Raw genomic sequence first — 23053 nt, forward strand, 5'->3', positions numbered from 1 at the left:
AGCCAAGCGGTCTGCCCCTCCGCCGCGACGGTGAGCCCGAACCGCGTGAAGTCGGGCCGGCCGGACACGCCATGGCCTTCGAGGCGCGGTTGCGGGAAGTGCTGCCCGCGTGAGTCAGCGGACCGCTTCTTCCATGAGCACGTACAGAAGACCGCCCCTACGCCCCCTCCCCCAGCCCCTCCGCGAGGACCTCCGCCAGGTGCCTGGCCCGCCGGCCGGCCAGCTGTTCCAGCTGCGTGCGGCAGGAGTAACCGTCCGCGAGGACGACCGTTCCCCCAGCGTCATCAGCCGTCGCCTTCCGCACCGCCGGCAGCAGTTGTTCCTCCGCGCACGCCACCGACACCTCGTAGTGCCCGCGCTCGAAGCCGAAGTTCCCGGCGAGACCGCAGCATCCGCCGCTGAGTTCGCCCGTCAGCCCCGCCCGTTCGCGCAGTCGGCGTTCCGCCGCGTCGCCGAGGATGGCGTGCTGGTGGCAGTGCGTCTGGCCGACTGCGGGGCGGTCGACGAGGGGCGGTTGCCAGTTCGGGGCGCACTCCTCGATGGCCTCGGCGAAGGTCCGTACCGACGAGGCGAGGGCGGCGGCGCGCGGGTCGTCGGGCAGAAGCTCCGGCAGGTCGGACTTGAGTGCGGCCGCGCAGCTCGGTTCCAGTACGACGAGCCGCGCACCCCCGGCGAGCAGCGGTGTCAGCAGGTCCAGTGTGCGCCGCATGACCTCGCGGGCCCGGTCGAGCTGGCCCGTCGATACGTAGGTGAGCCCGCAACAGACCCCCCGGCGGCGTGCGCTGAAGGCGTGGGCTCCCTTCCGCGCCACCTCGCCGTCCCCCTCGTCGGGGACAGGGACGACAATCGCGGGTGGGAGCACGGTCGTCAGCCCGGCCGCCTCCAGGACCCGTACGGCGGCCTGTCCCACCGACGGCGACAGGTAGTTGGTGAAGGTGTCGGGCCATACGACGACGGTCGGCCCACCGCCCGGCCGCCCGTCCTCCCGCAGCTGCCGGCCGTCCCGCATCCGCTCCTTCAGCCGCCGGTGCCACCAGCTGCTGAACGTCTCGGTGGCCAGCCGGGGGATGCTCCGCTCCGGAGCGATCCCGCCGAGCCGCTTCGCGAGGGCGGCCAGTGGACGCACTCGTACCGCCGCGTTCGCCGCCCGTGCCAGCCGCAGCCGGGACACCAGCCGCAGCCACCGGGGCAGTCGGCCCATGGCGTAGTGCGCGGCGGGGCGCAGCCGCCCCTTGTAGTGGTGGTGCAGGAACTCCGCCTTGTACGTGGCCATGTCGACGCCCACCGGGCAGTCGGTCCTGCACCCCTTGCAGGACAGGCACAGGTCGAGCGCGTCGCGCACCTCCGTGGAGCGCCAGCCGTCCGTGACGACCTCTCCTGCGAGCATTTCGTGCAGCAGTCGCGCGCGCCCGCGCGTGGAGTGCTGTTCGTCGCCGGTGGCCCGGAAGGAGGGGCACATGACGGCGGCCCCCGGGGGCGCCTCGGTGCGGCACTTGGCGACGCCCACGCAGCGGCGTACGGCGGCCGAGAAGTCGCCGCCGTCGTGCGGGTAGGCGAAGGCGACGTCAACCCGGTCCTTGGGCAGCACGGCGAAGCGGAGGTTCTCGTCGAGACGGGCGGGGCGGACCAGGATGCCCGGGTTCATGCCGCCCGCCGGGTCCCACACGTCCTTGACCCGGCCGAAGAGCGCGACGAGCTCGTCGCCGTACATCTTCGGGAGCAGTTCGGCGCGGGCCTGGCCGTCGCCGTGCTCGCCGGAGAGTGAGCCGCCGTGTGCGACGACGAGTTGCGCCTGATCCTCGGAGTACCGACGGAACCGGCGTACGCCGTCCTCGCTCAGCAGGTCGAAGTCGATCCGCACATGGATGCAGCCGTCGCCGAAGTGGCCGTAGGGCGTGCCGCGCAGTCCGTGTTGGCCGAGGAGCGCCCTGAAGTCCCGCAGGTACCCGCCGAGCCGGGCGGGCGGGACCGCGCAGTCCTCCCAGCCGGGCCAGGCCTCGCTCCCGTCGGGCATCCTCGTCGCCGTGCCGCTGGCGTCCTCGCGGATGCGCCACAGGGCGCGCTGTCCGGCCGCGTCCGTGACGACCGCGCCATCCAGGGCCTGGGCCGCCTTCACCAGCGCCTCGGCGTGCGAGCGGGCCTCGGCGGGGCTGCTGCCGCCCATTTCCACGAACAGCCAGGCGGAGCCGCGCGGCAGCAGGGCCCGCTCCGGCGCGGGGACCAGGTCCTCGGCCATGCCCTCGACGGTCAGCGGCCCGTACGGCAGCAGGGCGGACGCGGCTTCGGCGGCGGCGCTCTCCCCGGCGTACCCGAGGATCGCGAGCGCCCGCGCGCGGGGCGCCTCCACCAGGCGCACGGTCGCCGCGCTCACCACCCCGAGCGTGCCTTCGCTCCCGCAGAACGCGCGCGCCAGGTCCAGGCCCTTCTCCGGGAGCAGCGCGTCCAGGGCGTATCCGGAGATGCGGCGGGGCAGTTGGGGGAATCCGGTGCGCAGGAGCGCGAGGTTGGTGTCCACCAGCGCGCGCAGCCCTTCGGGCGCCCCCTGCCAGCCCTGCCCGATGTGCCGCACCTCGCCGCCGTATCCGACGACCGACAGCTGGTGGATGTTGTCGGCGGTGGTGCCCCAGGCCACCGAGTGCGAGCCGCAGGAGTTGTTGCCGATCATGCCGCCGATGGTGCAGCGGCTGTGCGTGGAGGGGTCGGGGCCGAAGGTCAGTCCGTGCGCGCCCGCCGCCGCCCGCAGATCGTCGAGTACGACGCCCGGCTGCACCACGGCGGTGCGGGCCTCGGGGTCGAGGTCGGTGATGGCCCGCAGGTGGCGGGTGAGGTCGAGGACGACTCCGGTGCCGGTGGCCTGTCCCGCGATCGACGTGCCACCGCCGCGCGGCACGACGGGCACCGCGTGCGCCCGGCAGACGGCGAGCGCGGCGGCCATGTCGTCGGCGTCGCGCGGGGCGACGACTCCGAGGGGCACGCGGCGGTAGTTGGAGGCGTCCATCGTCATGAGGGCGCGGGCCGCCGCGTCGAAGGCGACCTCTCCGCGCACGGCCGACTTCAACTCGCGCACCAGCGCCGTGGTGTCACGCGCCCGGATCGTCGTCCCGTCCTGCTGTTCAGCCATGCAATCAAGGATGCCCCGGCATCCCGTGTCGCATCTCACACCCCGTATCGGTACTTCCAGGGCGAGTTGCCGAGCACAAGTAGCAAGAATCCCAACAAGAACTTCCCAAAGTGATCAAGAACTCTCTTATAGTGAGCCCGACTTCCTCCCGTCCATGACGTCCACGAGGCCACGATTGATGTCAGCGCACACCCACCTCGCGCAACGCCGGACGGAGCGCCCACACCTGCGGCCCGCCGCCACGGCTCTCCTCCTGTCGGTCGCCGTCACCGCCCTGCTCTTCGTCTGGGCGGTGGCCGTCGCCCCGGACCGGGCGCAAGTCCCGCTCGCCTGGGGCGCGGGCGCAGCCGCCGTAGCGCTCAGCGCGGCCGTCACGGTCGCCACGTACGCCCTCGGGTCGGTACGTCTGCTGCGTGAGCGGATCGCCGGGACCGAGGCCGACAGCGACCGGTTCGCCGACCGGACGGTGCCCGCCCTGGTGACGCGTCTGCGCGAGGGTGCCTCCGCCGCGACCGCCCTGGCCGCGACCCCGCTGCCGGCCAGCGACGACGGCGCCGCGCGCCGCGTCCTGGCCACGCTCGCCCAGGAGGTCGCCCGCGGCGAGTCGTCGCGCTCCGCCGCCATGTCGGCCTGCGCCAACGCCGCCGGCCGCATGCAGGCCCTGGCCACCAGCATGGCCGCCGACCTGCGCGAGATGGAGCACCGGCACACCGACGAGAGCGTCCTCGGCGACCTGATGCACCTGGACCACCGCACCGCGCAGGCGGGCCGGCTGGCCGACAGTGTCGCCGTACTGACCGGGGCGCGCTCCGGTCGGCGCTGGGCGAAGCCCATCGTCATGGAGTCGATCCTGCGCGGCGCGATGGGCCGGATCAGCGGCTACCAGCGGGTGCGGCTGCACTCCACCAGCGAGGTCGCGGTCGCGGGACACGCCGCCGAGGGCGTCATGCACGCCCTCGCCGAACTGCTCGACAACGCGGCCAACTTCTCGCCGCCCACCGCCGAAGTCCATGTGTACGTCGAAGAGGTCCCGGCCGGGATCATCATCACCGTCGAGGACAGCGGTCTGGTGATGAGCGATGTGCAACTGCGCCGCGCCGAACGGGCCGTGTCCGCGGCGGCACTGGACCTGACCACCCTGTCGGGCACCCGCCTCGGCCTGGCCGTGGTGGGCTGCCTGGCCCGCAAGCACGGGCTGACGGTCTCCTTCCGCCCGTCCGCGCGCGGCGGCACGGGCGCGCTGATGATGCTCCCTCAGGAGCTCGTCGCCCGCCCGCGCCCCGAAGTGGACCCGGCGCCCGAGCCCGTACCCGCACCGGCAGCACGGCCTCCGGCCACCACGGCAGAGGCAGCGCAGGCTCCCGGGCAGCCGTCCACGCCCGCCCGGCCCGCCACCGAGTCACCGGCACCCGCATCCGCATCGGCATCCCCATCGGCGGAAACCACCGCCGGTCTGCCCCAGTTCGGCGACAGCGGCCTCCCCAAGCGCCGCCGGGGCCGGACCCTCGCCGCCACACACGCCGAAACCCCGCAGGTCCGCACCCCCGGCACCACCCCGGCCTCACCGCCGCCGGACCAGACGGCCAGGGCGGAGCGGTTCAGCACCTTCCGCCGCGCCGTACAGGGCCGGAGCGCGTCACCGTCTTCGTCTCACCCGGAGGGCAACACCCCATGACCGCCACCACCGACGAGAAGCTCAACTGGCTGCTGGAGAGCCTGCTGGAGCGCACCCCCGGCGCCCGGCACGCACTCGTCCTGTCCCGGGACGGCCTCCGGCTCTGCCGCACTCCCGAACTCTCCGTCGACCAGGCCGACCAGCTGGCCGCCATCTCCGCGGGCATCCAGAGCCTCTCGCACGGCGCCTCGATGGAGTTCGGCGACGGCAGCGGCGGCGTACGCCAGGCGATGGCCGAGTTCTACGGCGGCATCCTGTTCATCGTCGAGGCCGGCTCGGGCGCGCATCTCGCGGTCGTGGCGGGCGAGGACTCCGACGTCGGCCTCATCGGCCACAACATGAGCGAACTCGTGGAGCAGCTGGGCGAATACCTCAGCGCGGAACCACGGCAGGAACCGGGCGAAACGGGCCGGCCCGACGCCGACCTGCAGCCGTGACCCCTCCCCTGCCTCCGGCGGGGAGGTCCCGGTTCAGCCGCAACGACGACCCGGACCGGCTGTACACCCTCACGCAGGGGCGCAGCCGGTCGGGATCGGACGCCTTCGACCTGGTGACCCTGGTCGTCGGCGAGTGCGAGCCGACGCCCGGAATGCAGTCGGAGCACGCCGCGATCCTGCGGATGTGCAGCTTCCCGATCGCCGTGGTGGAGATCGCCGCCGAGCTCAACCTGCCCGTGAGCATCGTCCGCATCCTGTTGAGCGACCTGCTCGACACCGGCCGGATCAGCGCCCGCCACCCGCGCGCGGCGCCGTCCTCGGCCGAACTGCCCGACCACGACCTCCTGGAGCAGGTGCTCGTTGGACTCCGCAATCTCTGACCGAACGTCCGGCCGCGAGCCGGGCCGCCGCGCTCTCGCGCGCACCGCCGACAACGGTCTCAAGATCGTCATTGTCGGTGGCTTCGGCGTCGGCAAGACGACCATGGTCCGCTCGGTCAGCGAGATCCGTCCGCTGAACACCGAGGAGACGATGACCAAGGCGGGCGAGTCCGTCGACGTCCTGGACGACCTCAGCGGCGTACGGACCAAGTCCGCGACCACCGTCGCCTTCGACTTCGGCCGGATCTCGATCGACGACCGTACGGTCCTCTACCTGTTCGGCGCGCCCGGCCAGGAACGCTTCTGGTTCCTGTGGGACCGGCTGTTCTCCGGCACCCTGGGCGCGGTCGTCCTCGTCGACACCCGCCGTCTCGCCGACTCCTGGTACGCCATCGACCGCCTGGAGCACCACGGGACGCCGTTCGTCGTCGCCCGCAACGACTTCGGCGGCCCGGTCCACAGCGAGCAGCAGGTCCGCGAGGCGCTGGATCTGCCCGACGACGTACCGATGATCGACTGCGACGCACGGTCCCGTACGTCGAGCAAGGACGTGCTCATCACGCTCGTCGAGCACCTGCAGAGTCTCCGGAGCCGCCCGAGCACCTCCGCCGCCCGCGGGGACATGCCGGCGGCTCGGGACACCGCGCCGACTCGGGACACGACACCGATTCCGGAGACCACCACACCGTGACGTCCACCCCGCCACCGCCCCAGTGCCCGGCCCACATCCCGGTGCCCGACACCCACACCTCCGCCGTGCCGCTGAGCGGGGACCGCTTCCACTCCGATCCGGGCGCCCTCTACCGGGAGATGCGCCGCGACCACGGCTCCGTCAGCCCGGTGCTGCTGGCCGGCGACATACCGGCGTGGCTGGTCATCGGGTACCGCGAGCTGCACCAGCTCACCAGCGACCCGGTCCTCTTCAGCCGCGACTCCGACCTGTGGAACCAGTGGGAGCACATCCCCGACGACTGGCCGATGCTGCCGATGATCGGCCGCAAGCAGCCGTCGATCCTCTACACCGTCGGCGAGCGCCACCAGCGGCGGGCAGCGATGATCGGCGACGCGCTGGAGGCCGTCGACCCCTTCGAACTGCGGCGGCACGCCGAGCAGTTCGCGGACGCCCTCATCGACGCGTTCTGCGGGAGCGGCGAGACCGAGCTCATCGGGCGGTATGCCACGCTGCTCCCGATCCTGGTGCTCGCCCGCTGTTACGGCTTCACGGACGCCCAGGGTCCCGGTCTCGCCACAGCCATGAACGACATGATCGACGGAAGTACGGACGCCCTCGCGGGCCAGGCCCACCTCGGGACGTCCATGCTGCGGCTGATCGCCGACAAGAGCGCCGATCCGGGGGCCGACGTGGCCTCCCGCATGATCACTGGGCAGTCGGGCCTGGCGGACGGCTTCACCCACGAGGAGATCGGCCAGGACCTGATGGTCATGCTGGCGGCCGGCCACCAGCCGACCGCCGACTGGATCGGCAACTCCCTGCGGCTGATGCTCACCGACGACCGGTTCGCCGCGTCCCTGTCCGGCGGCCGGCACAGCGTCGCCGAGGCCATGAACGAGGTCCTGTGGGAGGACACCCCGACCCAGAACGTCGCGGGCCGCTGGGCGTCCCGCGACACCCACCTCGGGGGCCGCCACATCCGCCGCGGCGACCTGCTGCTGCTGGGCATCGGCGCCGCCAACGCGGACCCGCAGGTGCACATCGACGGCACGGCGCTGACCGGCGGGAACAACGCGTTCTTCTCCTTCGGTCACGGCGAGCACCGCTGCCCGTTCCCGGCGCAGGAGATGGCCGAGGTCATCGCGCGCACGGGCATCGAGGTGCTCCTCGACCGGCTGCCCGACCTCGATCTCTCGGTCCCGGCCGACGCGCTCGAACGGCGCCCGTCGCCGTGGCTGCGCGGCCTGTCGGTGCTACCGGTGCGCTTCACCCCGACCCCTTCACTCGGAACACCCGCTCTCGGAGGCCCCAGATGACGACCTGCCCGCACTCCGCTGCCGCAGGCGACACCATCACTCTGGACCCGTTCGTCGCCGATCTGGACGCCGAGAGCGCCGTGCTGCGCGCGGCGGGCCCGCTCGCCCGGGTGGCGCTGCCGGGCGGGGTGGCCTGCTACTCCGTGACCCATCACGCGGCGGCCCGTCAGCTGCTCACGGATGCCCGTCTGGTGAAGGACATCAACGCGTGGGGCGCGTGGCAGCGCGGCGAGATACCCCTGGACTGGCCGCTGATCGGTCTCGCCAATCCGGGCCGCTCCATGCTCACCGTCGACGGCGCGGAGCACCGGCGGCTGCGCACGCTGGTCGCGCAGGCGCTGACCGTGCGCCGGGTCGAGCTCCTGCGCGCCGGTATCGAGCAACTCACCACCGGCATGCTGGACGGCCTGGCGGCGCGCCCCACGGGTGAAGTGGTGGACCTGAAGGCGGAGTTCGCGTACCCCCTCCCGATGAACGTCGTCGGTGAGCTGATGGGCGTGGAGGCGGCCGACCATCCCCGTCTCAAGGCGCTCTTCGACCGGTTCTTCTCCTCGCAGACGCCCCCGGAGGAGGTCCCGCAGATGATGGCGGACCTCGGGGAGCTGTTCACCCGGGTCGTCGACGCGAAGCGGGCGGATCCCGGCGACGACCTCACCAGCGCGCTGATCGCCGCCTCCGAGGACGGTGACCACCTCACCGACGAGGAGATCCGCAACACGCTCCAGCTGATGGTCGCAGCGGGTCACGAGACGACGATCAGCCTGATCGTCAACGCGGTGGTCGCCCTCCAGACGCACCCCGAGCAGCGCGCGCTCGTGCTGTCCGGCGAGGTCCCGTGGGAGAACGTCATCGAGGAGACCCTGCGCTGGTCCACGCCGACCTCGCACGTCCTCTTCCGCTTCGCCACGGAGGACATCGCGGTCGGGGACTCGGGTGCGGTGCTGCCGGCGGGCGAGGCGCTGATCGTCTCCTTCGGGGCGATCGGCCGCGACGAGGAGCAGCACGGTCCGACGGCGGGCGACTTCGACGTCACGCGCACGCCGAACCGCCACATCTCCTTCGGCCACGGCCCGCACGTCTGCCCCGGCGCGGCGCTGTCCCGCCTGGAGGCGGGGGTGGCGCTGCCGGCGCTGTACGCGCGCTTCCCCGGCCTTGAGCTCGCGGTCCCCGCGGCGGAGCTCCGCAACAAGCCGGTGGTGACCCAGAACGACCTGTACGACCTGCCGGTCCGGCTGGGCTGAGCGGGGCGGGGGGCCGGGCCGCTGCGCGGCACTGTCCCCTGCCCGCCCCTTCCCGAACCGGGGCTCCCTCCCCGGCCCCGGTGCCCAAACGCCGGACGGGCTGAATATGCGCGGCATCCGGGAAACGTCCAGCCCGTCCGGCGTTTGAGGACACGCCCGAAGGGCGTCCGGGGGCCCGGGGCCGGGCCGGTTGCGGGAAGGGGCGGATAGGGGAACAGCCCGCCGCAGGCGCCCCACCCGCACGCCCCCGCACCCGCACCCCACATCTCAACCGCCGGACACGGCTCTCTCACCCCACCACGGAGCGACTACGCTCCACCCGTGGCTGAGATCCAGATTCCCGCTGACATCAAGCCCGCCGACGGACGATTCGGCGCGGGCCCCTCCAAGGTGCGTACGGAGGCGCTGGACGCCCTCGCCGCCACCGGAACCTCACTGCTCGGTACGTCCCACCGCCAGGCCCCGGTCAAGAACCTGGTCGGCGCGGTGCGCGACGGCGTACGTGACCTCTTCCAGCTCCCCGAGGGCTACGAGGTGATCCTGGGCAACGGCGGCTCCACCGCCTTCTGGGACATCGCGACCCACGGTCTGATCGAGAACAAGTCGCAGCACCTCACCTTCGGTGAGTTCTCGTCGAAGTTCGCGAAGGCCGCCAAGCTCGCACCGTGGCTGGCCGCCCCGACCGTCCTGTCCGCCGACCCGGGCACGCACCCGGACCCGGTGGCCGAGGAGGGCGTGGACGTCTACGCGTTCACCCACAACGAAACCTCCACCGGCGTCGCGGCCCCGATCAAGCGCGTCCCCGGCGCCGACGCGGGCTCCCTCGTCCTGGTGGACGCCACCTCCGGCGCGGGCGGCCTCCCGGTCGACATCGCCGAGACCGACGTCTACTACTTCGCCCCGCAGAAGTCATTCGCCTCCGACGGCGGCCTGTGGATCGCGGCGTTCTCCCCGGCGGCCCTGGAGCGCGCGGCGCGCATCCACGCGTCCGGCAGGCACATCCCGGAGTTCTTCAGCCTGCCGACGGCGATCGACAACTCGCTGAAGAACCAGACGTACAACACGCCCGCCCTCTCCACCCTCTTCCTGCTCAACGAGCAGCTGAAGTGGCTCAACGGCCAGGGTGGCCTCGACTGGGCGGTCGAGCGCACGGCGACCTCCGCGCGCAACCTGTACGGCTGGGCCGAGGAGTCGAAGCACGCGACGCCGTTCGTCGTCGACGCGGCCAAGCGCTCGCAGGTCATCGGCACGATCGACTTCACGGACGAGATCGACGCGGCCGCGGTCGCCAAGGTGCTGCGCGCGAACGGCATCGTGGACACCGAGCCGTACCGCAAGCTGGGCCGCAACCAGTTGCGCGTCGCGATGTTCCCGGCGGTCGACCCGGCGGACGTGGCAGCGCTCACGACGTGCATCGACTACGTGATCGAGAAGCTTTAACAGCACCCCGCACGCTGTACGTGAAGGGCCCCGGCGCCGAGTTGTGCGCCGGGGCCCTTCACGCTCACTCGACGGGGTGAAGGGGTACATACAGGACACACGGCGGCTCTCCGGCCTACGATGATGTCCTCGACCAAGCCCATCAGGAGGCCCGCGATGTCTGCAGCAGCAGTCGAGCACTCCTGCGACGGCGAGCCGGAATCGCTGCTCGAAGCGGCCAACCGGCTCATGGAGCAGCTCCCCGGCTACCGCGTCGAGATCATCGGAGGCGTCATCACCGTGACCCCATCGGCAGACGGCCCCCACGCGCGAGCGCTGACCAAGCTCATGCGCCCGTTCATCATGGCCGGTCTGGACGATGACGAGACCGGAGTCCTCCAGGCCGTCGGCGTATGGCTGCCCAGCGGCCCGGCGGACTACGCCATCCCCGACCTCGCGATCGTCGACGCCGACCTCGACGAACACGAACTCGACAACAACTGCTACGACCCGGCGGTCTTCCGCCTCGTCCTGGAGGTCACCGCCAGCAATTACGACAACGACCTGCGCAACAAGGTGGCCGCCTACGCCGAAGCCAAGATCCCGGTCTACGTGATCGTCGACCGTAAGCACGGCCGTATCCACGTGCTCACCGACCCCGTCGCAGGCGAATACGACAGCCACCGCGTCTACGCCCCCGGCCAGCAGGTCACCCTCCCGGAGTCCATCGGCGCCAAGGTCAACCTCGACGTCGCGGAGATCCTCAACGCCGGGGCCCGCAGGCAGACTCCCGAAGCCTGAGGGGCGTCCTCACCGGCTCAACCGCTGGAACCGCCGCACCGCCAGCGGCAGGAACACGGCCGTGATGACCACCGGCCACACCATCGCCATCAGCAGCGCGTTCTCCTGGATCCAGCTGCCGTCGCTCGCCACCGGGTTGCCGAACAAGCTCGCGGGTCGCCGCGGCCGTCGATGAGATCGGGTTCCAGGCGGCGACCGTGCCCAGCCAGTCCGGCATCGTCGACGGCGGCACGAAGACGCTGGAGACCATGGTGACCGGGAAGGCGACCACGTAGAGCCCGCCGGCCGCCTCCGCGCTCGGCACCAGCAGGCCGAGCAGGACGCCCACCCAGATCAGGCAGAACCGCAGGAGCAGCAGCAGGGCGAAGGCGGCCGACGCCGCCGCGAAGCCGCCGTCGGAGCGCCAGCCCATCGCGTACGCCGTCATCGCCAGGATGGTCAACTCCGCGCAGGCCACGATCAGATCGTTGACGCCCCGGCCCGTCACCACGGCCGAGGGGGCGGAAGCGGCGACATCCGCCGCAGCCTGGAGCTCCTCTGGGGCACCGGCGAGCGACCCAGCCGGGGCCCCAAGCCCGGCCTCACCCTCGACCGGATCGTCGCCACGGCCATCGGGATCGCGGACGCCGAGGGCCTGGACGCCGTCTCGATGCGACGGCTGTCGACCGACCTCGGCACGGGCACCATGTCCCTGTGCCGCTACGTCCCGAGCAAGGTCGAGCTGCTCGACCTGATGCTCGACCGGGTGCGGGGCGAAACGCTCGACGCCGCAGGTCCGCACGAGGGGGCCGACTGGCAGGGGGCCGTCGAGGGCATGGCGCGCGGCGACCTCGACCTGTTCCGCCGCCACCCGTGGCTGCTCAAGGTCAACCAGGCCCGTACCGTCCTGGGACCGAGCGCCGTACGCGGGCTCGAAGCGGCCGTGGGCGCCCTCAAGGGCATGGGGCTCACCGACCCCGAGCTGATCGCCGTGATCATCACGATCCAGAGTTACGTCACCGGCACCGCGCGCACCGAGATCCAGACCGCCGAGGCGGTGCGGGAGACCGGCCTGAGCCACGAGGCGTTCTGGGAGGGCCAGCAGCCCTATCTCGAACGGGCCATGCTGAGCGGCGATTTCCCGCGCATGGCGGCCCTGTCCGAGGACACCTTCGCCACCGGCTTCGACCACTTGGCATTCGGCCTGCGGCGACTGATCGACGGCTTCGAGACCCTGGTGAGGCAGCGCGCGGAGGAGAACGCCGGGGAGAACGCCGGGAAGCACCCCGAGGGGTGACCCACGCCCCCTCTGAGCCCGGACACCGCCCGACACCCGGCACCCGGCACCCGGCACCCGGGCTCACGATGGGACCTAGCCGCGCCGCGTCATCCGCCGCAGCCCCAGGAACAGCACGGCCACCACCGCGAATCCGCCGAGGCCAAGCACGACCTTGTTGTCCGAGCCGCCGCCCCCATCCCCCGAACCGCCCGCACGGGAAGGCGAATCGGACCCGGAGTCCGCGTTCCCGCCGCCGCCCTCCGGCTCCTTCACGTCGACCTCGCGCACCTCGCTCCCGACGCCCTCCGAGCCGAACATCAGCGCCGAGCCGTCCACGGTGTACGTCACCGACTCAGCCTGCCCCTGGAACGGCGCGCCGACCGAACTGTCCTCCCCCGGGCGCCCGTTCTTCCACGCGTACTCACGCGCGCTGAAGTACGAGCGCAGCACCAGTCGGCTGCCGTCCGGCGAGAACGCCCCGTCCGTCACCCACGGCACCTCCCCGACCCGCCGGAAGGTGTTCGTGCCCCCCGCGGACAGCTGCGCCGGGCCCTCGTAGAGCCCGCCACCGTCCTCGTTCTTGCTGGCGATGTAGACCCGTCCGGTCTTCGGATGCACCATCAGCGCCTCCGCGTCGCGGGCCCCGTCCGCGTACTTCACCGTGAACTGGGTCGCGTCGACCGTCGCGTCCTTCAGCTGCTTCGGCTCCGGGAAGCGGTAGATCCACACATGGCTCCAGCTCCCGTTGAGGTTGTCGCCGATGTCGCCGACGTACACATTGCCGTCGGACCCCACCGAGATCGCCTCCATGTCGCGGGGCGCCCCCACCCCGCGCAGGGTGATCGTCGCGACGGTCTCGCCGGTTTTGGAGTCGATCCCGTAGATGTACGGCTTGTCCTGGTCGTTGTGGGTCCAGTACACGCCGGGGTGCGCGCGGCTGGCGGCCAGTCCGCTGGACTCGGTGATCCGTGGATCCTTGATCGTGAAGTCACCGTCGTCGGCGACGGCCGTACCGGCCCCGAACAGGACGAGGGCGGACAGGGCGGCGGCACCGGGCACGACGTACAAGAGCGAACGCATGACCCAAGTGTCGAGCATCACGTCGCAGGTCACCGCAGAGATCCGCGACAATGACGCGATGCGCTTCCTGTTCGTCGGCGACTCCATGACCATCGGGCGCGCCGGCGACTTCACATGGCGCTTTCGCATGTGGCAGCACCTGGCGACCTCCTTCGGCGGCCCGTTCCGCATCGTCGGCCCCCGCACCGAGGTGTACGACACCCTCGCGAACGCCCCGGTCTCGTCCGCGTACGGCGACCCCGCGTTCCCGCCCAAGGCCCACAAGCACCTGGCGGGCTGGGGCGAGGGGTGGCTGCACATGGCGCCGCTGATCCGCGAGACGGTGACCGCCACCCGCCCGGACGTCCTGCTCGTCTCGCTCGGCCTGATCGACCTCGGCTTCTACACGGACGCCGCTCAGACCGCGCGCAACGCCCGGCACTTCATCGCGGAGGCCCGCGCGGCGAACCCGCACATCCGCGCGGTGCTCCTGCCGGTCATACCCAACATCCGCGCCGAGACCGACCCCGCGTTCGCCGCCGAGTGCGAGCGCTTCAACGAACTGCTGGCAAAGGCCGTCGCCGACCTCGACACCGCCGCCTCGCCGGTGCTCCTGGCGTCACACCCGACGGCGTACGACATCCACACCGACACCTACGACGGCACGCACCCGGGCCCGACCGGCGAGCACAAACTCGCGGCGGCGTTCGCGGACGCGATGCACCAGGCGTGGGGGGTCGGCGTGCGGTACGGGACAGCGGGGGCCCTGGTCTAGGGCCCGCTCGCCACGCCTGCTCCGGGACGGCCGCCACCGCTTCGGCCCCGACGAGGCACTCCGGCCGGGCCGGCGCGTCCGGACGCCCGCTCGTTCCGGGCAGGTTGGTCCTTGCTTCGAGCGCACTCGAAGGCATTGGCTGTATGCCCATGAAGTACACACAGCTCGGACGCACGGGCCTCAAGGTCAGCCGACTCGTCCTCGGCACGATGAACTTCGGCCCCCAGACCAGCGAGGCCGACAGCCACACGATCATGGACGCCGCACTCGCCGCGGGCGTCAACTTCTTCGACACCGCCAACGTCTACGGCTGGGGCGCCGACAAGGGCCGCACCGAGGAGATCATCGGCTCCTGGTTCGCCAAGGGCGACGGGCGCCGCGACAAGGTCGTCCTGGGCACCAAGGTGTTCGCCAACATGGCCGAGGGCGACCCGTGGCCCAACCACGACCGGCTGTCCGCCCTCAACATCCGGCGTGCGGTCGACGCCAGCCTCAAGCGGCTGCAGACCGACCACATCGACCTGTACCAGTTCCACCACATCGACCGGCACACCCCCGTCGAGGAGATCTGGCAGGCGATCGACGTCCTGGTCGCACAGGGCAAGGTCCTCTACACGGGCTCGTCGAACTTCCCCGGCTGGAAGATCGCCCAGGCCAACGAGGCGGCCCGAAGGCTCGGCTCGTACGGCCTGGTCAGCGAGCAGTGCCTGTTCAACCTCGCCGAGCGCCGCGCCGAGATGGAGGTCGTCCCGGCCGCGCAGGAGTACGGCCTGGGGGTCATCCCGTGGTCGCCGCTGCACGGCGGTCTGCTGGGCGGTGTGATCCGCAAGGAGACCGAGGGCGGTTCGGCCCGCGCGGCGACCGGCCGGTCGGCGGAGGCACTCGCCAACACCGACGTGCGCGCACAGATCCAGTCGTACGAGGACCTCGTCGCCAAGCACGGCCTGGAGCCCGGCGAGGTGGCCCTGGCCTGGCTGCTCACCCGGCCCGGCATCACCGGACCGATCGTCGGCCCGCGCACGTCGGACCAGCTGGCTTCGGCGCTGCGCGCGATCGAGCTGGGGCTGCCCGAGGAGATGCTGAAGTCGTTGGACGAGATCTTCCCGGGTCCCGGACCGTCCCCCGAGGCGTTCGCCTGGTAGGACGGGCCCGCACGCGGTACGTCACCCGCCGTACGTCACCTGCGGTCGGCGGCCCCGGCCGGTCAGCCGCCGACCGCGGCCGCCACCGCGACGACGACGAAGAGCAGTACGAGCACGCCGGCCATGACCTGGTTTCTGATTTTCGGGTCCACCCGTCGAGCCTAACGGCCTCGGTCAGCGCCCCAGCGCCCAGGCCGCCACCGTCTCGTACCTGGACTCCTCGCCGCGCACCCCGACGACCGGCAGGTTGCTGCGTACGAGCGCCAGCTCACCCGCCGTCCACCCGGCGCCCTCGAACCCGCCGAGGGCCTCGACGTACGGCCGCAGGTCGGTCTCCCCCGTCCGGCTGCGGGCGAGCGTCAGGTGCGCCCGGTACGCGCGGTGCTCCTCCATCGGCACGCCGGCCCGCCGCGCCGCCGCGTCCGTGCGCTCCGCGAGGCGGCGCATTGGATCGAGGCCGCCCGAGGCGCCGGCCCACAGCGCGCGCTGCCCGAAGTGGCCGCCGGAGTCGATGCGCAGCGGGAAGGCCTCGTGGCGGGCGGCGGCCAGGCCGAGGTGCTCCTTGATGCCGGGGAGCAGCGTGTCGTCCACCTCGCCGAGGAAGGCGAGGGTGAAGTGCCACCCGGCGCGCGCGGTCCAGCGCAGCTCGTCCGCGCCGGGCAGGGTCCGCAAGTGGTCCACGGCCAGGCCGAGTTCGACGGCGGCTCCGGCGGGCGGCAGTACGGCGGCGAAGAGTCTCATGCGAACAGTTTCAGGGATCGGGCTCGCGGGTTTCGGGTTCGGGCGTGCGGGGGGGCCCGGATGCGGGTGCGTCCGGGCCCTGTCCCGCCCCGCTCATCGGTGTCAGGCCACCGTCGCGAGTTCCTTGCGGCGTACGCCCTCGCGCCGCACCACGTTCACGTGCTGGTGACCGCGCCGCAGGTCGATCTTCAGGCGCAGACCGCCGAGCCGGGCCAGCACGATCGCGATGACCAGGCCCGCCGTCAGCGAGATCAGGCCGCCGGTGGCGAAGCCGATCCGGGCGCCGTACGTGTCGGTGACCCAGCCGAGCAGCGGGGCGCCCACCGGCGTACCGCCGACGAAGACCATCATGTAGAGGCTCATCACCCGGCCGCGCATGGCCGCGTCGGTCGCCATCTGGACGCTCGTGTTGGCGGTGATGTTGACCGTCAGGCCGATCATGCCGATCGGCACGAGCAGCAGCGAGAACAGCCACAGCGACGTCGAGAGCGAAGCGGCGATCTCCAGCAGGCCGAAGGCCATCGCGGCCGCCACCAGCATCCGCAGCCGCGAGGAGCGACGGCGGGCGGAGAGCAGTGCGCCGGCCAGCGAACCGGCCGCCATCAGAATGTTGAAGAACGAGTACAGCCCGGCGCCGCCGTGGAAGACCCCGTCGGCGAAGGCGCTGAGCCAGATCGGGAAGTTGAAGCCGAAGGTGCCGACGAAGCCGACCAGGGCGATCGGCCAGAGCAGGTCGGGGCGGCCCGCGACGTAGTGCAGGCCCTCCCTGAGCTGGCCCTTGCCGCGCTGCACCCGTTCGACCTTGTGCAGCTCGCTCGTACGCATCAGCAGCAGGCCGACGATCGGGGCCAGGAACGACAGCCCGTTGAGCATGAAGGACCAGCCGCTGCCGACGGTCGTGATGAGCACACCGGCGACGGCGGGGCCGATCAGCCGGGCGGACTGGAAGTTGGCCGAATTGAGGCTGACGGCGTTGCGCAGCTGGTCGGGGCCGACCATCTCGGACACGAAGGACTGCCGCGCCGGATTGTCGATCACGGTGACCATGCCGAGCAGGAACGCGATCAGGTAGACGTGCCAGACCTGGACGTGCCCGGTGAGCGTGAGGGTCGCGAGGGCGACACCGCACAGGCCGAGAGCGGCCTGGCTGAAGAGCAGCAGCAGGCGCTTGGGGCAGCGGTCGGCGATGACTCCGCCGTACAGGCCGAAGAGCAGCATGGGCAGGAACTGCAGGGCCGTCGTGATGCCGACGGCCGCCGCCGACCCGGTGAGGTCGAGGACCAGCCAGTCCTGGGTGATGCGGGACATCCACGTACCGGTGTTGGACACGACGGCGCCGGTGGCGAACAGCCGATAGTTGCGGATCTTCAGGGACGAGAAGGTCCCGGTCCCTTTGGGCTTGGTCCCTTTGGGCTTGGACGCATGCTCGGACGGGGTGGAATCCGTGTCGTGGTGGTTGTTCGGTGCGGGGGCGGAGTCTGCTCCGGATCCCGTACTCAAAGTGGGTTCGCCTCCTTGGCGGCGCGCGGGGTCGTATGCGGTCAGCGGGGTGCTGTCAGAGATGCGCGAGCTTCTCCAGGACGGGGGCCGCAGCGCGCAGCTTCGCCCATTCGTCCTCGTCCAGACCGCTGGTGAGTCCGGCCAGCCAGGCGTTCCGCTTGCGGCGGCTCTCTTCGAGCATCGCCTCGGCGGTCTCGGTCTGGCTGACCACCTTCTGCCGGCGGTCGTCGGGGTGCGGCTCCAGTCTGACCAGCCCCTTGGCTTCGAGCAGTGCCACGATCCGGGTCATCGACGGCGGCTGTACGTGCTCCTTGCGAGCCAGCTCACCGGGGGTGGCCGAGCCGCAGCGGGCCAGGGTGCCGAGGACCGACATCTCGGTCGGGCTCAGCGATTCGTCGACGCGCTGATGCTTCAGGCGTCGGCCCAGCCGCATGACGGCGGAGCGCAGGGAGTTCACAGCGGCAGCATTGCCGTCGTGGGGCAGGTCAGGCATGTTCGTTAGCCTAACTCATTACCCATGCTAAATACTACCCGTTTACAGTGAGGCATGAATCATCACCCGTACGAGTGAGTTCGCTCCGAAAAGTGACGCCCCGCCGGGGCCCCTCCCGCGACCCTGTTCTGCATGGGATCGACAGTGCTCAGCCTGCGGATAGACGGCGAGTTGCTCGGCCGCCTCCGGGACCATGCCGCCAAACGCGGAATGAGCGTCCAGGACTATGTGGTCCGAACACTCATTCGCGACGACTTCGACGAACGCTTCAAAACAGCGGTCGACGAGACGGAGAAGTTCTACGGGGCCGCCTGAGGTGTCCGTATCGGCCGACTGTTGCGTCAGGCCCCGTGCCGGCCTCGGGCGGCTGCCGGGGGTCAGGCCCGGTGCCCGGTATCAGGCGGCTGCTACGTCAGGCCCAGCGCCGGCAGCAGGTAGTAGAACGCGAACACCGCCGATACGGCGTACATCGCTACCGGCACCTCGCGCCCGCGCCCGGCCACCACCCGCAGCACGCAGAAGGCGACGAAGCCGATACCGATGCCGTTCGTGATCGAGTACGTGAACGGCATCATCACCATGGTCAGGAACGCCGGGATCGCGACCGTGTGATCGTCCCAGTCGATCGCCCGGATCGAGCCGGACATGATCAGGAAGCCCACCGCGACCAGCGCCGGGGTGGCCGCCTGTGACGGGACCATGGTGACCAGGGGTGTCAGGAAGAGGCCTACGGCGAACAGGCCGCCGGTGACGACGTTCGCGAGGCCGGTGCGCGCGCCCTCGCCGACACCGGCGGTGGACTCCACGAAGCAGGTGGTCGCGGAGCTGGAGGTCGCGCCGCCCGCGGCGACGGCGATGCCGTCGACGAACAGCACCCTGCTGACGCCCGGCAGGTTGCCCTTCTCGTCCAGCAGCTTCGCCTCGTCACTGACGCCGAGGATGGTGCCCATCGCGTCGAAGAAGCTGGACAGCAGCACGGTGAAGACGAAGAGGATGCCGGTCAGCAGGCCGACCTTCTCGAAGCCGCCGAACAGGCTGAGCTCGCCGACGAGGCCGAAGTCCGGGCTGGCAACCGGGTTGCCGGGCCACTCCGGGGTGGTCAGCCCCCAGGACTCGACGTCCGCGACCGCGTTGACGATCAGCGCGAGCACGGTCATCGCCACGATGGAGATGAGGATCGCGCCGGGCACCTTGCGCACCAGCAGGGCGAGCGTGAGCAGCGTGCCGAGGACGAAGACGAGGACCGGCCAGCCGTTGAGGTGACCGTCGCCGCCGAGCTGCAGCGGGACGGTGGTGTGCGCGACGTCCGGGATGCGCGAGACGAAGCCCGAGTCGACCAGGCCGATCAGCATGATGAACAGGCCGATGCCGATCGCGATGCCCTTGCGCAGGCCGAGCGGCACCGCGCTCATCACGCGCTCACGCAGTCCGGTCGCGACGAGCAGCATCACGACGAAGCCGGCCAGGACGACCATGCCCATCGCGTCGGGCCAGCTCATCCGGGGTGCGAGCTGGAGCGCGACGACGGTGTTGACGCCGAGGCCGGCGGCGAGGGCGATCGGCACATTGCCGATGACGCCCATCAGCAGCGTGGAGAAGGCCGCGGTCAGCACGGTGGCGGTGACCAGCTGGCCACCGTCGAGCTGATGGCCGTACATGTCCTTCGCGCTGCCCAGGATGATCGGGTTCAGCACGATGATGTACGCCATCGCGAAGAAGGTCGCCAGACCGCCGCGGATCTCACGCGGGACGGTGGAGCCCCGCTCGGTGATCTTGAAGTAGCGGTCGAGACCGCCGGACGGCTCCGGAGGAGACGGCGGCTGCTTGGCGTCGGCCGGAGCCGTGGCCGAGGGGGACATGCGTGACCTCATGCGGGGAGAAGGGAAACACAGGGGAATACGGGGGATACGGAGCCGTCCTGGATGCATTTCCTTGGATGTTCTGACGAACAAATTCAGTCAGATGCAAACCGTTTCAGTATGAATACATAAGGCAAAGATCGCTATCTCCGCGCGTAGACCCATGGGCCACCTGACCCGAGGGGCCGCGCGGAGGCGCCGCCTACACTGTCCCCATGGCGAAGTGGACCCCCAAGCACGAGGCACCCGAGGCCCTTGAGGGGCCCGTTGTCAGCACCGTCGTCGGCGGAACGATCCTCTGGTTCGTCCTCTTCCTGGTCCAGCTGCCGTTCTATGGCTGGTTCGACGACCGTGGGTGGACCTGGTGGGTGTGGTGCTGCCTGGCCGGGGCCGGGCTCGGGTTGTACGGGATCTGGTACGTACGGGGGCGTGAGGCCGCGCTGCGGAGGGCCGCCGAAGCGAAGGCCGAGGCCGAGGGGCTGCCGGACGCGTAGGGCGGGCAGCCCCGGCCCCGGGCCGGCCGGGCACCGTAGGCTCCGGGCGCGTGGGACGGGCGCCCACGGCTCCGCGGACGTCGCACAACCGCCGGACGACCCCCTCCTGCCTCGGGCCGATCTTCCGCCCCGCGGCCCCCCAATCCACCCCGCTCAACGGGTAGATCCGTACATCCCGCCGTACCGTCGAACCCATGGACCAGCGGGCGAAGACCGACACGGACAGCAGCGGGGCGAGCGGCCCCCTGATCGACGCGGGCGCCGAACTCGACCCCGTGCACCCCGCGCCCCTGCCCCCCTCCGCCCACCACCGCCCACCGGCCGCGCCGGGCGGGCTGACCACCGCCGAGGTCGCCGAGCGGGTCGCCCGGGGCGAGGTCAACGACGTGCCGGTGCGCAGCTCGCGCAACTTCACCGAGATCGTCCGGGCCAATGTCTTCACCCGCTTCAACGCGATCATCGGCGTGCTCTGGGTGATCATGCTCTTCGTCGCACCGATCCAGGACAGCCTCTTCGGCTTCGTGATCGTCGCCAACACCGGCATCGGCATCGTCCAGGAGCTGCGCGCGAAGAAGACCCTCGACGGGCTCGCGGTGCTGGGCGAGGCCAAACCGACCGTCCGCCGCGACGGCGCGACCGCCCGGATCTCCACCTCCGAGATCGTCCTGGGCGACCTCATCGAGCTGGGCCCCGGCGACAAGGTCGTCGTGGACGGCGAGGTCATCGAGGTCGACGGCCTGGAGGTCGACGAGTCGCTGCTCACCGGCGAGGCCGACCCGGTGCTCAAGCGGCCCGGCGACCAGATGATGTCCGGCAGCTTCATCGTCGCGGGCGGCGGCGCGTTCACCGCCACCAGGGTCGGTCGCGAGGCCTACGCCACGCAGCTCGCCGAGGAGGCTTCCCGCTTCACGCTCGTCCACTCCGAGCTGCGCAGCGGCATCAACACCATCCTCAAGTACGTCATGTGGCTGATGATCCCGACCTCGATCGGCTTGATCATCAGCCAGCTCGTCGTGAAGGACAACGACTTCAAGAACTCGATCGCACGGACCGTGGGCGGCATCGTGCCGATGATCCCCGAGGGGCTCGTGCTGCTCACCTCGGTCGCCTTCGCCGTCGGCGTGATCCGGCTCGGCCGCAAGCAGTGCCTCGTGCAGGAGCTGCCCGCCATCGAGGGCCTCGCGCGCGTGGACGTCGTATGCCTCGACAAGACGGGCACCCTCACCGAGGGCGGCATGGACGTCACCGAGACGCGGATAGTGGCGGATTCCGGGGTGCGGGAGGCGTACGTGCACACCGTGCTCGGGGCCCTCGGCACGTCCGATCCGCGGCCGAACGCCAGCCTCCAGGCGATCAAGAACGCGTACCCGGACGAGGCGAAGTGGCGCTGCGCCGATTCGCTGCCCTTCTCCTCCGCCCGCAAGTACAGCGGTGCGAGCTTCGAAGAACCCGAAGGCCCCACCAGCACCTGGCTGCTCGGCGCACCCGACGTACTGCTGCCCGAGGGCGGCCCTGCGCTCGACGAGATCGAGCAGCTCAACCGGCAGGGCCTGCGTGTCCTGCTCCTCGCCCGCGCCACGAAGGAACTGGACGACCCGCGCCTGACGGACGGGACGCGTGCCACCGCCCTGGTCGTCCTGGAGCAGCGGTTGCGCCCCGATGCCGCCGACACCCTGCGGTACTTCGCCGACCAGAACGTCATCACCAAGGTCATCTCGGGCGACAACGCGGTGTCGGTGGGCGCGGTCGCCGCCAAGCTCGACCTGCCGGGCGCCGAGAACACCGTCGATGCCCGTACGCTGCCCGCCGACCGGGCCGAGATGGCGGAGGTGCTGGAGGGCAACTCGGTGTTCGGCCGGGTCACCCCGCAGCAGAAGCGCGACATGGTCGCCGCCCTCCAGTCCAAGGGCCACACGGTCGCGATGACGGGCGACGGAGTCAACGACGTACTGGCGCTCAAGGACGCGGACATCGGGGTCGCGATGGGCGCGGGCTCGGAGGCGACACGGGCCGTGGCGCAGATCGTGCTGCTCAACAACAGCTTCGCGACGCTGCCTTCGGTGGTCGCCGAGGGGCGCCGGGTCATCGGCAACATCACCCGGGTCGCCACCCTCTTCCTGACGAAGACGGTCTACTCGGTGCTGCTCGCGATCCTGGTGGTCTGCTCCCAAGTGGAGTACCCGTTCCTGCCCCGGCACCTGACGCTGCTGTCGACGCTGACGATCGGCGTCCCGGCGTTCTTCCTCGCGCTGGCCCCCAACACGGAACGCGCACAGCCGCACTTCGTGCGCAGGGTGATGCGGTACGCGATCCCCAGCGGCGCCATCGCGGCGACGGCGACGTTCTGTACGTACCTGCTGGCCCGCTCGCACTACTCGGGCCAGGACGCCCTGGCCGCGGAGACGAGCGCGGCGACCCTCACGCTCTTCCTGGTCTCCATCTGGGTCCTGGCGATCATCGCCCGCCCGTACACGTGGTGGCGCGTCGGCATGGTCGCCGCGATGAGCCTGGGCTTCCTGATCGTGCTGGTCGTGCCGTGGCTGCAGGACTTCTTCGCGCTGAAGCTGGTGGGCACGACGATGCCGTGGGCGGCAGTGGCCATCGCGGCGGTGGCGGCGGCCGGCCTGGAGCTGGTGTGGCGCTGGGTCGGCCGCCGCTTTCCCGCGTAG

General features: G+C 71.1%; 20 protein-coding genes and 1 pseudogene. 14 read left to right on the forward strand and 7 right to left on the reverse strand.

The annotated features are described in order from the left end of the window. Window positions 1-157 precede the first annotated feature (157 nt). Complete coding sequence (locus ACLLJJ_RS15175; RefSeq protein ID WP_434591148.1) at window positions 158-3121, reverse strand: FAD-binding and (Fe-S)-binding domain-containing protein; 2964 nt, start codon at window positions 3119-3121, stop codon at window positions 158-160. Between the two features lie 178 nt (window positions 3122-3299). On the opposite strand from ACLLJJ_RS15175, the gene ACLLJJ_RS15180 reads away from it, so the two are divergent. The 8 genes from ACLLJJ_RS15180 (at window position 3300) to ACLLJJ_RS15215 (ending at window position 11063) form a co-directional block, all read left to right on the forward strand. Next, window positions 3300-4796, forward strand: a complete 1497-nt coding sequence (locus ACLLJJ_RS15180; protein WP_434591151.1) for a sensor histidine kinase — start codon at window positions 3300-3302, stop codon at window positions 4794-4796. After that, the gene (locus ACLLJJ_RS15185) at window positions 4793-5233 is read left to right on the forward strand and encodes a roadblock/LC7 domain-containing protein (protein WP_434591153.1); all 441 of its coding nucleotides are present in this window, start codon (window positions 4793-4795) and stop codon (window positions 5231-5233) included. The genes ACLLJJ_RS15180 and ACLLJJ_RS15185 overlap by 4 nt, the downstream gene beginning before the upstream one ends. Then, complete coding sequence (locus ACLLJJ_RS15190) at window positions 5230-5613, forward strand: DUF742 domain-containing protein (RefSeq protein WP_434591156.1); 384 nt, start codon at window positions 5230-5232, stop codon at window positions 5611-5613. The genes ACLLJJ_RS15185 and ACLLJJ_RS15190 overlap by 4 nt, the downstream gene beginning before the upstream one ends. Continuing rightward, a complete protein-coding gene (locus ACLLJJ_RS15195) occupies window positions 5594-6304 on the forward strand; it encodes a GTP-binding protein (protein ID WP_434591158.1) in 711 nt (236 codons plus the stop codon). The genes ACLLJJ_RS15190 and ACLLJJ_RS15195 overlap by 20 nt, the downstream gene beginning before the upstream one ends. A 35-nt stretch (window positions 6305-6339) precedes the next feature. Further along, window positions 6340-7602 (forward strand): cytochrome P450, encoded by a 1263-nt coding sequence (locus tag ACLLJJ_RS15200; RefSeq protein ID WP_434600428.1) that lies wholly within the window; start codon window positions 6340-6342, stop codon window positions 7600-7602. Next, on the forward strand, window positions 7599-8843 hold the full coding sequence (locus ACLLJJ_RS15205) for a cytochrome P450 family protein (protein ID WP_434591161.1): 1245 nt from the start codon (window positions 7599-7601) through the stop codon (window positions 8841-8843). Before ACLLJJ_RS15200 ends, ACLLJJ_RS15205 begins: the two co-directional genes overlap by 4 nt. A gap of 321 nt (window positions 8844-9164) precedes the next feature. Beyond that, window positions 9165-10283 (forward strand): phosphoserine transaminase, encoded by a 1119-nt coding sequence (gene serC / locus ACLLJJ_RS15210; protein ID WP_434591164.1) that lies wholly within the window; start codon window positions 9165-9167, stop codon window positions 10281-10283. 156 nt (window positions 10284-10439) lie between these two features. After that, window positions 10440-11063 (forward strand): Uma2 family endonuclease, encoded by a 624-nt coding sequence (locus tag ACLLJJ_RS15215; RefSeq protein ID WP_434591167.1) that lies wholly within the window; start codon window positions 10440-10442, stop codon window positions 11061-11063. Between the two features lie 9 nt (window positions 11064-11072). Here ACLLJJ_RS15215 and ACLLJJ_RS15220 read toward each other — a convergent pair. Continuing rightward, window positions 11073-11565 (reverse strand): annotated as a pseudogene (locus tag ACLLJJ_RS15220) (ABC transporter permease); the annotation flags it as partial. On the opposite strand from ACLLJJ_RS15220, the gene ACLLJJ_RS15225 reads away from it, so the two are divergent. Beyond that, window positions 11527-12339 carry a TetR/AcrR family transcriptional regulator gene (locus ACLLJJ_RS15225; RefSeq protein ID WP_434600429.1) on the forward strand — a complete coding sequence of 271 codons (813 nt, stop codon included), beginning with the start codon at window positions 11527-11529 and terminating at the stop codon, window positions 12337-12339. The pseudogene ACLLJJ_RS15220 and the gene ACLLJJ_RS15225 sit on opposite strands and share 39 nt — an antisense overlap. Before the next feature lie 75 nt (window positions 12340-12414). Here the strand turns inward: ACLLJJ_RS15225 and ACLLJJ_RS15230 are convergent, their stop codons facing one another. Further along, window positions 12415-13401, reverse strand: coding sequence for a WD40 repeat domain-containing protein (locus tag ACLLJJ_RS15230; protein ID WP_434591169.1), 987 nt, complete (start codon window positions 13399-13401; stop codon window positions 12415-12417). On the opposite strand from ACLLJJ_RS15230, the gene ACLLJJ_RS15235 reads away from it, so the two are divergent. Together ACLLJJ_RS15235 and ACLLJJ_RS15240 are read left to right on the forward strand one after the other, a co-directional pair. Next, window positions 13400-14155 (forward strand): SGNH/GDSL hydrolase family protein, encoded by a 756-nt coding sequence (locus ACLLJJ_RS15235; protein WP_434591171.1) that lies wholly within the window; start codon window positions 13400-13402, stop codon window positions 14153-14155. The genes ACLLJJ_RS15230 and ACLLJJ_RS15235 overlap by 2 nt on opposite strands. Before the next feature lie 149 nt (window positions 14156-14304). Next, complete coding sequence (locus tag ACLLJJ_RS15240) at window positions 14305-15297, forward strand: aldo/keto reductase (protein ID WP_434591174.1); 993 nt, start codon at window positions 14305-14307, stop codon at window positions 15295-15297. A 174-nt stretch (window positions 15298-15471) separates the two neighbouring features. Here the strand turns inward: ACLLJJ_RS15240 and thpR are convergent, their stop codons facing one another. The 3 genes from thpR to ACLLJJ_RS15255 form a co-directional block, all read right to left on the reverse strand. Then, on the reverse strand, window positions 15472-16038 hold the full coding sequence (gene thpR / locus ACLLJJ_RS15245; protein WP_434591176.1) for an RNA 2',3'-cyclic phosphodiesterase: 567 nt from the start codon (window positions 16036-16038) through the stop codon (window positions 15472-15474). A gap of 102 nt (window positions 16039-16140) precedes the next feature. Further along, window positions 16141-17538, reverse strand: a complete 1398-nt coding sequence (locus ACLLJJ_RS15250) for an MFS transporter (protein WP_434591178.1) — start codon at window positions 17536-17538, stop codon at window positions 16141-16143. Window positions 17539-17593: 55 nt separating this feature from the next. Next, complete coding sequence (locus ACLLJJ_RS15255) at window positions 17594-18031, reverse strand: MarR family winged helix-turn-helix transcriptional regulator (protein ID WP_434591180.1); 438 nt, start codon at window positions 18029-18031, stop codon at window positions 17594-17596. 132 nt (window positions 18032-18163) lie between these two features. Between ACLLJJ_RS15255 and ACLLJJ_RS15260 the strand changes: the two genes are divergently transcribed. Beyond that, on the forward strand, window positions 18164-18346 hold the full coding sequence (locus ACLLJJ_RS15260) for a ribbon-helix-helix protein, CopG family (RefSeq protein WP_283521775.1): 183 nt from the start codon (window positions 18164-18166) through the stop codon (window positions 18344-18346). A 92-nt stretch (window positions 18347-18438) separates the two neighbouring features. Here ACLLJJ_RS15260 and ACLLJJ_RS15265 read toward each other — a convergent pair whose 3' ends face one another. Further along, window positions 18439-19890, reverse strand: a complete 1452-nt coding sequence (locus ACLLJJ_RS15265; protein WP_434591183.1) for an NCS2 family permease — start codon at window positions 19888-19890, stop codon at window positions 18439-18441. Window positions 19891-20105: 215 nt separating this feature from the next. On the opposite strand from ACLLJJ_RS15265, the gene ACLLJJ_RS15270 reads away from it, so the two are divergent. Beyond that, a complete protein-coding gene (locus ACLLJJ_RS15270) occupies window positions 20106-20384 on the forward strand; it encodes a DUF2530 domain-containing protein (protein ID WP_434591185.1) in 279 nt (92 codons plus the stop codon). A gap of 194 nt (window positions 20385-20578) precedes the next feature. Then, a complete protein-coding gene (locus tag ACLLJJ_RS15275; RefSeq protein ID WP_434591186.1) occupies window positions 20579-23053 on the forward strand; it encodes an HAD-IC family P-type ATPase in 2475 nt (824 codons plus the stop codon).

This window comes from Streptomyces sp. A5-4 (assembly GCF_051131715.1).
Classification (GTDB): Bacteria; Actinomycetota; Actinomycetes; order Streptomycetales; family Streptomycetaceae; genus Streptomyces.